The following is a 12,122-nucleotide window of genomic DNA, read 5'->3' as shown; positions in this document are numbered from 1 at the left end:
CCGTCGATGCGCAAAGCCCGTACCAGCAGTTCATTCAGGAGATCATCGCGTTCAGAGCCGAACCCGAAGCACATTACGATCGATTTCGAAGGAACATCCAATCGGCCCTGCCATTTCCCCAGCCGGGCCTCACGCATTTTGCGCAGATGAATGCCAATGTTCGCATCCACCAAGGACACGTTCGAACGGCGCCAGCGCCGACCGGGCGCCCCGACCGTCAGCGCTTCAGCCACGCTCACGACACTTCTTTGAATGCGTGCGCGCTGCTCCTGGCCTATGCGGCCAACGCCGAAGTCGGCGGCAGCGAGCGCCAAACCGGGAAGCAGCACATGGTCGCAGTATCTCGCGAAGCTGCCGCGTCGTAGAAACGCCCCCGCATCGCGCAGGATCGCCTCGGTATTGCCAGACAAGGCGCGTTGGTAGAAGCGCTGCCCAGTGGTGAGTCCGGGAGCTTCGCTTAACAGGATGGTCAGAGGCTGCAACGCCCGTACATGCCTGCCGATCACCACGAGACAGAGCGTGAGCGGCGTGGAGAGCAGGAGTCCGAGCGGTCCCCACAACGCACCCCAGAACAGTGCGGAAACGATCACCGCGAGCGGCGCGAGACCCGTGCTATGTCCGTAAACCTGCGGTTCCACGACGTGAGCGACCAACAGTTCAAGCGCGGCGAAAACGCCTAAGCTTGCAAGCATCATCGACCACCCAGGATCGACTGCGATGCCAAATACGGCGATCAGTAGGGCGGCGCCGAACACGCCGACATAAGGGATGAACCGAAGCAGCGTACTGATGAAGCCCCACAGTGCTGCATGCGGCATCCCAATGACCCACAAGCTCAGCGCCACCATGGTGCCGAACGCGATATTCACAACGGCCTGGGTTAGGAAGAAGCGCGAAACCCCTTCCGCTGCGTCGCTTAGCGCCTGCACGGTGACGCCGAGTTCCGTCTCGCCCACCAGTCGTATGATCCGATCGCCGAGCGACTCCTGCTCAAGCAATATAAAGACCATCAGAACTAGCACAATTCCCACCTCTCCGATGGGCCCCCAGAGCATGGCTGCCAGCCGCGACACGATGTCTCCCGCGGATTGCGGCGCCGGGAGAATCTGCACCGGCAACGGCGAATCGCTTCGTGTCACATCCGCCCGGGGTCGGGAATCGGCATCGGGTGCCTTCGCCTGGGGAAAAACGCCCCTGAGTTCCGCCTCGATCCTCTCAAAAGGGCGTACCGCGAACTCCCTGACCGTTTCGACCTTGGAAGCAACGGCGGCCTTGTATTGAGGCAGATCCTTAGCGACCGCAACAAGCTGGATTGCAAGCACTGCGCTCAACCACGCCAGAAGCGCTGCGACCAGCAACACCGAAACCAGCGTCGAAACCGTACGTCCCAGACCACGGAGGGCCAACTTGCGCACCAATGGTGCGATGACCAAACTCAGGATGGCGGCCGCCGCGATCGGCTTCAGAAAAGTTTGGCCGAAGTGCAAGAGCGCCAGCACGCAAGTCAGCGGTACCAACGCGCCCAGTGAGAAGCCTTTGGCCGAGGAATTGGAACGCATGCTCGCGGACTGAATGTGCAATGTGTGGCAGGAACCAGCAGGCGGCAGGCGCCCCGACCGAGCGAAAACGCGATCAAAGGCGACCGCAGGGAGACAGTATCCACTGTCAAGGCCCGGAATCGTCTGCAGACCGACCTCGAAATGCCGGCGAATAGTGCGGGGGTCCAGGACGAAGTGGGACGTCCCGACTCAAGCGACCACGACCTTACGCACGAGTCCCGCCATGAAGATGACCGAGCCTGTGCCCGAGCGGCGCAGTCCGAGAGAGCAATACCGGGAAATTTTCCCTGTTCGCCGTTCGACTGCTTCGTCAAGTTATCAACGCGGCGCTTCCGCGTCGGACAAGTACCCACAGGACTCCCCGCGGGTCTGCTGGGGCGTGATCACCGCCTGCACGCCAAAGGCGCCAGCCAGCGCGTAGGCCTAGGTGTCGCGACCCAAATCGGCCTTCAATTGGTCGAAACGCTCGGGATCGTCCTCGCGCTTGATGCCATGCAGCACGCTGACCCCGATCTGCGGGTCCATGAAGCTGGTGTCCGAGCTGGTCCATGCGGCCACCTCGTCGCTGTTGCGACCGCCACCCATGTTGATTGAGGCCTGTCCGTAGCTCTTGCGCAGGATCACCGACAGCTTGGGCACGCTACACAGCTGCACGGCGTGGATCATGTTCATGATGTGCGCCGGAGCCGCCTTGCGCACGCCCTCGATGCCGACCAGGAAGCCAGGAGTGTCGACCAGGAAGAGGATCGGGATGGATGTTGAAGGAATCACACATCACCAGGAACGACGTGACCTTGCGGCAGGCCGTGTACTGGAAGAAGCGCAAGTTCAGCGCCCAGATCATGCGCGGTGGGTTCGCCTGATCGCTGCGGGGTGCAACCCTGGCAGCACGGACGGGCATATCAGGAAGGCGGGCTTGCCTGGGCCGGAGTGACCGGTGTGGCATGAATCCCGGGGCGCTGAACGTCGTGATGAGATCACCGCTCGGATAGACGCTGAGCCGAGTGCGCCGCGACGGGCGCTGGCTGGTGTTTCCCCTAGCAATCGGCCCATGTGGCGCCCTTGCGGACGCTCGCTTGCCGGCATTACGCTTGTGGTCTGTCATATTTTGCAACGAGGCTTTGTTGGCCGCAGGACGCATCGTGGTGATCTTTGTTTCGCAACGCAATTCGTTGAGAAGCATCCTGGCCCAGGCTTGTCTTACTCATCTCGGTGCGGATCGCTTCTCCGTATATTCGTGCGGTCAACCAGGCTTGATCAGCGATGCAATCCATCCCGCTGCAGCTAGCGCGCTTTGCCGCGCAAACGTCCCGATACCGCTCGTAGACCCTCACGGATGGGACCGCCTCGCGCGAGCAAGCGTGTACACGGCGGACTTCATCATCACCCTGGACGAGGCGACGCAGTCGGCAGAGCCATGTTGGCCCGGCCAACCCTCCTCGGCCCTTTGGGCTTTGCCGGATGTTGCCGGACTTGGCGACCCCGACGAATCGGCTCGCGCAGCCACTCAGGTGCTGTATTCGCTGCGTCGCCGATTGGAGTTCTTGACCATTCTGCTGCGACGTGGAGCGGATTCGGCAGCGATTCGTTCGGATGATCGCAATCTGGCACACATGCAATAGCCACTGCCCGGAGGTCCCACCTGCGGCGGCCGTTCGGTGCGGCCGCCGGCGAGACCGGGGCGCGATCATTGGCGGGATCTGGAAGCTGCGCTCGAGGATGACCTGGTGACCGATAGTAGCCTCCGCAGTCGCCACCCAAACAGGGCTTATGAGCAATTCAGATCCTTCCTCTCCGCTTCCGGAACCGGGCCGCATTGCGCGCCGAGCCGTCGATCAAACCGGCTGGGCTCGCTGGCTGCCGGGACTGCGCACGCTGCGCGCGTACCAGATGGTCTGGTTGCGACACGACATCGTTGCCGGGCTGGTGCTGACCACGATGCTGGTGCCCGTCGGCATCGCCTATGCGGTGGCATCGGGCGTTCCGGGCATCTATGGGCTCTACGCGACCATCGTCCCGCTGCTCGCCTACGCGTTGTTCGGCCCCAGCCGGATTCTGGTCCTGGGCCCCGACTCATCACTGGCCGCCGTCATCCTCGCCGTCGTGCTGCCGCTGTCCGGCGGCGACCCGCAGCGCGCGATCGCCCTGGCGGCCATGATGGCGATCGTGTCGGGCGCGGTGTGCATCCTCGCGGGCATCGCGCGCCTCGGTTTCGTCACCGAGCTTCTTTCCAAGCCGATCCGCTACGGCTACATGAACGGCATCGCGTTGACGGTGTTGATCAGCCAGCTGCCCAAGCTCTTCGGGTTCTCGATCGATGCCAATGGGCCGGGGAGGAACTTGTTGGCCATCGCCGAAGCCGTGATGGATGGAAAGACCAACTGGGTCGCCTTCACGGTCGGCGCAGGCACCCTGGCAGTCATCCTGCTGCTCAAGGGGCACAAGCGCTTGCCAGGCATCCTGATCGCCGTGGTGGCGGCAACCATCGCCGTGGGCGTGCTGGACCTTGCCGCGCGCGCCGATGTGTCGGTTCTCGGCAGTCTCCCGCGTGGTCTGCCTTCGTTCAGCATTCCTTGGATCACCACCGGGGACATCGTCCCCGTGCTGATCGGCGGGTGTGCCGTCGCGCTCGTCTCCTTCGCCGACACCAGCGTGCTCTCGCGTGTCTATGCGGCGCGCACGCGCAGCTATGTCGACCCCAACCAGGAGATGGTGGGGCTGGGCGTCGCCAACCTGGCTGCCGGTTTTTTTCAKGGCTTTCCCATCAGCAGCAGCTCGTCGCGCACCCCCGTGGCCGAGGCTGCGGGCGCCAAGACCCAGCTGACCGGGATCGTCGGCGCGCTGGCCGTTGCTTTGCTGCTGCTGGTGGCGCCGGACCTGCTGAAGAACTTGCCCACCAGCGCGTTGGCGGCGGTCGTGATCGCATCGGCCATCGGCCTGATCGAGGTCACCGATTTGCGACGGATTCATCGCATCCAGCGTTGGGAGTTCTGGCTGTCGATCGCCTGCACGGTCGGCGTCGCCGTGCTGGGGGCGATCCAGGGCATCGGCCTGGCGATCCTGTTCGCCGTCATCGAATTCCTGTGGGATGCATGGCGCCCGTATTCGGCGGTGCTGGGTCGTGCCGATGGCGTCAGGGGTTACCACGACATCACGCGCTATCCCGAAGCGCGGCTCATCCCGGGCCTGGTGCTGTTCCGCTGGGATGCGCCCTTGTTCTTCGCCAATGCCGAGCTGTTCCAGGATCGGGTGCTCAACGCGGTGGCCGCATCGCCGACGCCGGTGCGCTGGCTGGTCGTTGCGGCGGAGCCGGTCACAAGCGTCGACGTGACCTCCGCGGACATGCTGGCCGAACTGGACGAGACCCTGCACGCGGCGGGCATCGAGCTGTGCTTTGCCGAGATGAAGGACCCGGTCAAGGACAAGTTGAAGCGGTTCGGGCTGTTCGCCCGGCTCGGCGAAAAGGCCTTCTTTCCGACGATCGGTGCTGCCGTCAACGACTTGAGTGAAGAGGCTGCGGCAGACGATCTCGTGTGACAAGTGGAAGTTCTCGTTGCACGCAGGAATGCTAAAGGACCATGCCGCCGTTCGGGCTGAGCGTCTGCCCGACCATGTAGTGCTCGTCCGACGCGAGGTAGACCGCCAGCGAGGCGTACTCCTCCGGCTTGCCCAGGCGTCCGAGCGGAATCAGTTGATGCAGGCCGTTTCGGGTTTCCTCGGATGTTGTCGCGAGGTAATTCTCCATCGGCGGGGTCAGGATGCCGCCCGCAGCGATGGCATTGACGAAGATGTTGGCACCGGCGACCTCGATCGCGACGGAACGCGTGAAGGCGAGCACGGCGCCCTTGGTCGCGCAGCAGGACGGATGGAAGGCGCTGAATCCGCCGATGCCGGCAATCGAGGCGATGTTGATGATCTTGCCGGACTTCTTCGGCTCCATGAGGCGCAAGGCCTCGCGCGTGCAATAGAACACGCCATGCACGTTGACGCCCCAGTACTTGTGCCACTCCTCGTCGGTGAAATCCTTGGTCACGCCCAGCGATTCCTTGGCAACGGGCGTCGTCATCATGCGGTAGAGCTTGGAGCGCATCTCCTCGTTGCGCTCGCCGGTCTGCACCAGCGCGGCGTTGTTCACCAGGATATCGAGCGTGCCGAAGGTCGAGACGGTCTCCCTGAAGAGACCGGCGACGCTGTCGACCGACGAGACATCGCACTGCACCCCCACGCCCAGGCAGCGACTGCCCGTCGTCTTCTCGGCCTGCGCGCCAGGCAGCGTCATCGCATTGATGTCACAGATCACGATGTCGGCGCGCCTTCCTTGGCCATGGCAAGCGCAATGGCCTTGCCCAAACCCTGGGCGCCGCCGGTGACCAGCGCAACCTTGCTCTTCAGCTTCATGCTCCAGCTTCTTGTTTGGACTATCGATCGGCAGGTTAGTCGATCGCTGCCGTATAGGAATCGATGCCGGGGCCTGAGCTGCTTCAACTGAGGACTCTTGCAATGCGGCGATAGCGACTGCGCTGTACGCTTTGATGGATCGATGCAATCGGAGGTCCACATGATCGACGCAGCGGCCGAACCGCATCAAGGTCCGGCTCCTCCTGTTCCCAGTGATATCACCTTGCGCGACGGGCGTGCCGTGCACCTGCGTGTGTCCTGCGTTGCCGTTGAGTCCGAACTCCTGCAGGCGTTCGAACGCATGAGCCAGGAGGCTCGCCACATGCGCGCTTCATGCATGCCGTTCGCGAGCCCAACGTGGACCGTTTGCGTCACGCGCTCTCACGACGGCCGGTGCCCTCCGATTGCCAATCCGACAGCGATGGCGAAATACCCGGCTATAAGAGTGATTGCCACATATGCCGCTGCAACGACAGCGCTGGCCGCTGACGTTGCCATCAATACTGACACGCCATAGGCGAAGGTCGAAAACGTCGACAGCCCTCCCGACACGCCGGTTTTGCGCAGCAACTCGAGGACTTGCGCGGCGCGCTGTTGCAACGGCCTACCGCGCACTGTCCCTTGGGCGCCCAGGTGCGCACTCGGGTGGGGCGCTTGCCTTCCTACTTGTCAAGGAACAGGTCCGCGACAAGGGATCTGAGCCACTGGTTGGTGGTGTCGTGCTGGTACCGCTCGTGCCAGTGCTGCTTGATGGAGAACTCTGGCGAGACGAACGGCGGCGGGAGCGCCTTGACGTGCGCGATGCGAACCAGCATCTGCGCGACGCGTTCCGGCACCGTGGCCACCAGTTCGGTACTGGCGAGCAGGTTACCGACGCCGGGCAGGGTGGGTAGCCACAGCGCTACTTTGCGCTCGAGCTTGAGCCGTGCGAGCGCGCGCTCCACTAGCTCGTGCCCGGTGCCCGGCGCCGTGATTCCCACGTGTCTTTCGCGCCTGAAGAGGTTCTCCGTCATGCGGCGATKAATCCGAGGGTGCTCCTCGCACACCACGCAGGCGAAGTTTTGATCAAAGAGCTTTTGCTGGTAGAAGCCTGCCTCCAATTCGGGCATAAACCCGATGGCTAGGTCAATGTCGCCGGATTCCAGCATCTTGGCCGTGTCCGAGGCGATTCGAAGCACCTTCACGCACACCTCTGGCGCCTGTGTATTGATTCGGTTGATCAGCGCCGGCAGGAATTCAAGGTGGCTGATATCGGTCATTGCGATCCGGAAGGTTCGGCTGGAGCGACTGGGATCGAAGACGACCTGCCGTTGCGTTGCGACGCGCAGTAACTCCAGCGCTTGGCGCAGCGGCTGTACCAGATTTGCGGCGTGCGGGGTGGGCACCATGCCACTGGAGGTGCGGACAAACAGTGGGTCGTTGAACTGCTGCCGCAACCGGCCCAGTGCCAAGCTGACCGAAGCCTGCGGGAGATCGAGATTCTCGCCCGCGCGCGAGACGCTGCGGGTCTTGTAGATCTCGTCGAAGACGGCGAGGAGCTTCATGTCCATTATTCGAATTCCTGGTTGGAAGTATGGTCCCCATGGCGTTGTCGCCATGATGCACCGCGCCTAACCTTCAGGCAACGGGATGCGCTGCACTCCCGATACACCCCCTCAGGAGACAAGCATGCCCTTTCGATACTTCAACCGTCCGGTGGTCTGCGTCGCACTCGCGCTGGCACCCATGTTCGCCTCTGCGCAGGAGTGGCCAAAAGGGCCCGTGCGCATCGTGGTCCCCTTTGATGCGGGATCGACTCCCGACCTGGTAGCGCGCGTCGTGTCCGCCCAGCTCGCCGTCCGCCTCGGAAAGCCCATGGTTGTCGAGAACAAGAGCGGCGCGTCCGGGAACATCGGCACCGATGCGATTGCCAAGGCCACGCCGGACGGCCAGACCATCGGCGTGAGCATCGCAGGGCCGTTGGCGATCAACCCGCTGCTGTTCAAGAAGATGCCGTACGACCCGGCTCGCCACATCGAGACGATCACGGTAGCCGCCTCGCAGCCGTCGGTCCTCGTGGTACCCAACAAGCATCCTGTGCGCGACGCCAAGGAGTTCCAGGCCTTGCTGAAGGGAAGCGGTGGCAAGTTCAGCTACGCGTCTATCGGCGCAGGCTCGATTTCGCACCTTGCGATGGCATCGTTGGCAGCGCGCAGTGGCGTGGAGATCGTGCACGTGCCCTACCGGGGTTCGGGTGCCGCGGTGACGGCGGTGCTATCCGGTGAGGTCGATATGGCTCTTCTGCCGGCGGCGGCCGTCATGCCACACGTCAAGTCGGGCAAGATCAAGGCGCTGGCCGTCGCCTCCACCAAGCGCTCGTCGGCGTTGCCTGACCTTCCTACCCTCGCGGAAAGTGGAATGGCAGACATTCAGGCAGATGCCTGGATAGGCTTCATCGCTCCCGCGAAGACGCCGGCTCCTATTTTGAAGAAGCTGCATGACGAGATTACACATGTGCTAGCGGAGCCATCCGTCAAGGAAAAGCTGCGCACGCAGTACATGGACGCGGTGGGAAACACATCCGCCGAGTTTCGTGCCTTGCTGGCTTCCGACGTGGCTCGCTGGAAGCCAGTCATTCAAATGCACAACATCACGCTGGACTAGCATCATGCAAAACGCGACAACCCTACAGGAGCCTTCGCGCGCCCTGTCAGTCTACGGGGAATACGACGTGGTGGTCGTCGGCGGCGGCCCTGCGGGGCTGGCAGCCTCCGTCAGCGCCGCACGGCACGGCGCACGCACCCTGCTGGTCGAGCGCTACGGCTTTCTCGGCGGCATGGGCACCGCCGGCGGCGTCACCAACTTCGCCGGTTTGTACGGCCGGCGCGACGGCGAGATGCACCAGGTGGTGCATGGCGTGGTTGACGAACTGCTGCCGCGAATCGAGGCATTGGGCGGATTGAACAAGCCACAGGATGGCATGCAAGGACGTATCCGCGTGCGCAGCTACGACACCTCAGCGTACAAGTGTGCGGCAGACCAGATGCTGCTGGCGGCGGGCGTGGAGCTACTGCTCCACGCCCACGCGGCTGCCGTGCTGATGGACGGCGAGCGCATCAGTGCATTGGTGGTTGAAACCAAGTCTGGTCGACTGGCGCTGCGCGCCAATGTGTTCGTTGATTGCTCCGGAGATGCCGATGTGGCGGCCTTCGCCGGCGTACCGCATGCGGTAGGAGACGGTCACGGGAGCGGCCTTTTCCCCTCCACCATGTTCCGCGTCGGCCATGTGGACGGGCCGGCGGCGCTGGCTGCGGTGGGCGAGTTCAAAGCCATCAATGACTACATGGCTCGAGCGCAGCAGGCCCACCCCGGTAAGTACCACTTTCCGCGTGAAGGCGCCATCCTGCGGCCTCAGATCAATCCGGCGGAATGGCGTGCCAATGTCACTCAGCTCAAGAACGCCCAGGGCCATGCCATGAACGGCGTTGACGCGCGAGAGCTGAGCGAAGGCGAGGTCGAGGGACGGCGGCAAATCGTCGACTACTTCCGATTTCTTCGCGAGCAGGTGCCGGGCTTCGGCGACGCACGGATTGTCGAAATCGCGCCGCAGGTGGGCATCCGAGAGACGCGCCGCATCGAGGGTCTCTATGCCCTGAGCGGCGAGGACATCCTCGGGTCAGCGCACTTTGCCGACAGCATCGGAATCAACGCATGGCCGATGGAGCTGCACCAGGACGGCGGAATAGAGTGGCAGTTTCCGCGTGACGAACGCCGCGCCTACAACGACCTTCCTTGGCGAATGGTAGTGCCGCGGGTTGTGAAGAACCTGCTGGTGGCGGGCCGCTGTGCATCGATGACGCACGAAGGGCAGTCCGCCGCGCGTGCGAGCGGGGGGTGTTTCGTCATGGGCCAGGCCGCCGGAACAGCAGCTGCCCACGCTGACGGAGCGCCCATGCAAGAGACGAACGTAAGTCAATTGCAGCAACGGCTGCATAGCGACGGCGTCTACTTTGATCACCAAGAATGCGTCGAGTTTCCGGACGAGGCCCTCGGCGCGTCGGCGCCGGGCAGGGGCTGATCGAACAAACCAACCTATCCAGGAGATACCATGAGCTTGGCGTCGCCGCGCACTGGCAGCGAATAGACGGTAGGCGGGTTCCACAAATAACGGATCTGGCTTTAGGTGCTGGCGTGAGGCCTCTTTGGAGTCTTGCCGCCGATCAGCCGATGCCACCTGAGACTTTTGCGCGGTCCTCGCCGATTTCGACTGCAATGCGGCCGAAACCGGCCATAGCGGGCGGCCGCTCGACTGACCGTTCATGGCCGACAGTGCCAGTCCACGGCGTTGGCTCGAAGGTGACCTCAAGACTGGTTGCCGCCGGTCGAATTTCTGCGCCGAACGACGGCGACCGTTGAAAGCTGACATTCGCGCCTTTCTTCGCGACCGGCTCGTCTACTTCGGAAGTTGACCTTCGCCGACATCGTGACGAGATTGAGGGTAGGGCAGGGCAGGGGTCGGATCGCTGGTGGCAATGGACAGCAAGGGCGGGCGTTGCCTGTCAACGGCTGCTTCCAAATGTCGCGAAATGGCGGTCAGGGCCCATCACAGTCTTTCGGCTTCGTCCCAAAAGCACGTCCGCAATGCGAGCTGAACCGGCCGTTGCAATCCCTCGGGCGCGGGACCTTCTTCGGGACACTGCCGGCGAAGATGGAAGTGCTCCCCGAGCCTCTTTCTCCGACTTGAAGCGGCATTATCTAGCTGATGCACTGGAGGCGTCCCGGGCGCTCTGCCACGCTCGGGACATGCCGAAGAACCGCGACTACACCCTCGCACAGGACATCAGCGACGCCAGCGCTCGCCCAATCCGCACGATTCGCGGCGGCGTTGAGTATGATCCTATCGTGCAGCGCGCCGCCGCGATCATCGGTTCCGCGATCTTCCTGGTCATCGCTCCGGGCACGCTCGCCGTGTACGTCCCTTGGTACCTCACGCACTGGCACTTCGCGCCTCCGCTATTCCCGATCGCGCGCGTGCTCGGCGCCGCCCTGATCGTCGCCGGGTTGCCCATCTTGCTCGATTCGTTCGCTCGCTTCGCGTTGCAGGGCCTCGGCACACCGGCGCCCGTGATGCCTCCCAAGCGCCTCGTCGTCACCGGGCTCTATCGCTACGTCCGCAATCCGATGTACGTCGCAGTCACGGCGATGATCGCCGGCCAGGGCCTCCTGTTCGGGAGCGTCACGGTGCTGGAGTACAGCGCGATCGTGTGGGCCGGATTCTTCTTGTTCGTTGTCGCCTACGAAGAGCCTGCGCTGGGCGAGCAGTTCGGCGACGAGTACAAGCGCTACCGGACGAACGTGAGGCGATGGTTACCGCGCATCACTCCATGGCGCGGGTAGGTGGTAAGAACGCTGCGTGCGCGTCGTCGTCCAGCATCGCAGCCGCTACCACTATCCGAGACCGGCGCTGCTGGGCCCGCAGCTGATACGGTTGCGGCCGGCCGATCACACGGGCGCGCGGATCGAGAGCTATCAGCTGCTGGTCGAGCCGGAGCATCGCCTGCACTGGCTGCGCGATCCGCACGGCAATCGCGTCGCGCGCGTCACGTTCAAGGCCGGGCAAGCGGTCTCCGAGCTCGACGTGCTGGTCGAGCTCGCGGTCGAGATCAACGCGATCAATCCGTTCGATTTCTTCATCGACGATCGCGCGCGCAAGGTGCCGTTCGTCTATCCCGACGGGCAGGGTCGGCATCGCGCCATCTGAGTGTGACCGCGGTCGACTGGGTCATCGCTGCCGCCGTCTGCAGTATGTCCCCCTGCCGTCAAGCCATTGGCATGCCCGGCGCTTTTGTGTCGCTCGGGTAGGTGAAGTAGAGCCCTCGGGGTCACACCAACGCTTCATGGTCTCGAAGATCGATATGGCTGCTTGCCTTCATACACCGGACCTTGCTCGAAGACGGGCGAGCGACCGGTCATGGCCGGGAATGCCTGTTCGCCAAACTCGCCGTTAGCAGTCCTTCGCCAACCGGGCGATCACCTCGAAGGTCTGCTGCCAGGCACGGCCGGGAACTGGTGCTCGCGGGCAGGAGCAGACCTTCATCGCGGCGCAGAATTTAGCCGGAGGCATCGCATCAAGCTGCTCGTGCATGACGGCTTCGGCGTTTGGTGCGCTGCCAGGAAGCTCAAGGC

Annotated in this window: 13 protein-coding genes; 6 read left to right on the top strand and 7 right to left on the bottom strand. The window is 63.4% G+C overall.

The window, feature by feature from the left end; all coding sequences use genetic code 11:
• Window positions 1–1,559, bottom strand: a 1,559-nt coding sequence (locus AC1DY5_RS23400) for an AI-2E family transporter (protein WP_478115216.1), incomplete at its 3' end; no start/stop codon positions are given.
• Window positions 1,560–1,982: 423 nt separating this feature from the next.
• Complete coding sequence (locus AC1DY5_RS23395) at window positions 1,983–2,330, bottom strand: carboxyl transferase domain-containing protein (protein WP_478115215.1); 348 nt, start codon at window positions 2,328–2,330, stop codon at window positions 1,983–1,985.
• A 233-nt stretch (window positions 2,331–2,563) separates the two neighbouring features.
• Between AC1DY5_RS23395 and AC1DY5_RS23390 the strand changes: the two genes are divergently transcribed.
• Both AC1DY5_RS23390 and AC1DY5_RS23385 read left to right on the top strand, forming a co-directional pair.
• The gene (locus AC1DY5_RS23390; protein ID WP_478115213.1) at window positions 2,564–3,181 is read left to right on the top strand and encodes an arsenate reductase/protein-tyrosine-phosphatase family protein; all 618 of its coding nucleotides are present in this window, start codon (window positions 2,564–2,566) and stop codon (window positions 3,179–3,181) included.
• A 148-nt stretch (window positions 3,182–3,329) separates the two neighbouring features.
• The gene (locus AC1DY5_RS23385) at window positions 3,330–5,096 is read left to right on the top strand and encodes a SulP family inorganic anion transporter (protein ID WP_478115212.1); all 1,767 of its coding nucleotides are present in this window, start codon (window positions 3,330–3,332) and stop codon (window positions 5,094–5,096) included.
• 31 nt (window positions 5,097–5,127) lie between these two features.
• Here the strand turns inward: AC1DY5_RS23385 and AC1DY5_RS23380 are convergent, their stop codons facing one another.
• The 4 genes from AC1DY5_RS23380 to AC1DY5_RS23365 all read right to left on the bottom strand — a co-directional run bounded on the left by AC1DY5_RS23380 (window position 5,128) and on the right by AC1DY5_RS23365 (window position 7,507).
• Window positions 5,128–5,859, bottom strand: coding sequence for an SDR family NAD(P)-dependent oxidoreductase (locus tag AC1DY5_RS23380; protein ID WP_478115210.1), 732 nt, complete (start codon window positions 5,857–5,859; stop codon window positions 5,128–5,130).
• Window positions 5,856–5,957 carry an SDR family NAD(P)-dependent oxidoreductase gene (locus AC1DY5_RS23375; RefSeq protein WP_478115208.1) on the bottom strand — a complete coding sequence of 34 codons (102 nt, stop codon included), beginning with the start codon at window positions 5,955–5,957 and terminating at the stop codon, window positions 5,856–5,858. Before AC1DY5_RS23375 ends, AC1DY5_RS23380 begins: the two co-directional genes overlap by 4 nt.
• A gap of 381 nt (window positions 5,958–6,338) precedes the next feature.
• On the bottom strand, window positions 6,339–6,572 hold the full coding sequence (locus AC1DY5_RS23370) for a CrcB family protein (protein WP_478115206.1): 234 nt from the start codon (window positions 6,570–6,572) through the stop codon (window positions 6,339–6,341).
• Window positions 6,573–6,619: 47 nt separating this feature from the next.
• Window positions 6,620–7,507, bottom strand: a complete 888-nt coding sequence (locus AC1DY5_RS23365; RefSeq protein WP_478115205.1) for a LysR family transcriptional regulator — start codon at window positions 7,505–7,507, stop codon at window positions 6,620–6,622.
• A gap of 118 nt (window positions 7,508–7,625) precedes the next feature.
• On the opposite strand from AC1DY5_RS23365, the gene AC1DY5_RS23360 reads away from it, so the two are divergent.
• From AC1DY5_RS23360 to AC1DY5_RS23345, 4 genes are all read left to right on the top strand, one after another.
• Complete coding sequence (locus AC1DY5_RS23360; protein ID WP_478115203.1) at window positions 7,626–8,600, top strand: Bug family tripartite tricarboxylate transporter substrate binding protein; 975 nt, start codon at window positions 7,626–7,628, stop codon at window positions 8,598–8,600.
• Window positions 8,601–8,604: 4 nt separating this feature from the next.
• Window positions 8,605–10,014, top strand: coding sequence for an FAD-dependent oxidoreductase (locus tag AC1DY5_RS23355; RefSeq protein WP_478115202.1), 1,410 nt, complete (start codon window positions 8,605–8,607; stop codon window positions 10,012–10,014).
• Window positions 10,015–10,739: 725 nt separating this feature from the next.
• A complete protein-coding gene (locus tag AC1DY5_RS23350; RefSeq protein WP_478115200.1) occupies window positions 10,740–11,333 on the top strand; it encodes a methyltransferase family protein in 594 nt (197 codons plus the stop codon).
• Between the two features lie 16 nt (window positions 11,334–11,349).
• Window positions 11,350–11,697 carry a transglutaminase N-terminal domain-containing protein gene (locus AC1DY5_RS23345; RefSeq protein WP_478115198.1) on the top strand — a complete coding sequence of 116 codons (348 nt, stop codon included), beginning with the start codon at window positions 11,350–11,352 and terminating at the stop codon, window positions 11,695–11,697.
• A gap of 243 nt (window positions 11,698–11,940) precedes the next feature.
• On the opposite strand, the gene AC1DY5_RS23340 is transcribed toward AC1DY5_RS23345, so the two are convergent.
• A partial coding sequence (locus AC1DY5_RS23340) for a hypothetical protein (protein WP_478115197.1) occupies window positions 11,941–12,122 on the bottom strand: 182 nt, incomplete at its 5' end.

It is taken from the genome of Variovorax sp. P4_D9 (genome assembly GCF_056401695.1).
The sequence above is the reverse complement of the archived record's forward strand: the minus strand, read 5'-3'. Positions and strand labels throughout refer to the sequence as shown.

Bases quoted from the DNA above. Each gene is read 5' to 3' on its own strand.
- AC1DY5_RS23375 (WP_478115208.1), bottom strand. From the start codon at position 5,957: ATGAAGCTGAAGAGCAAGGTTGCGCTGGTCACCGGCGGCGCCCAGGGT.
- AC1DY5_RS23360 (WP_478115203.1), top strand. From the start codon at position 7,626: ATGCCCTTTCGATACTTCAACCGTCCGGTGGTCTGCGTCGCACTCGCG.
- AC1DY5_RS23355 (WP_478115202.1), top strand. From the start codon at position 8,605: ATGCAAAACGCGACAACCCTACAGGAGCCTTCGCGCGCCCTGTCAGTC.
- AC1DY5_RS23350 (WP_478115200.1), top strand. From the start codon at position 10,740: ATGCCGAAGAACCGCGACTACACCCTCGCACAGGACATCAGCGACGCC.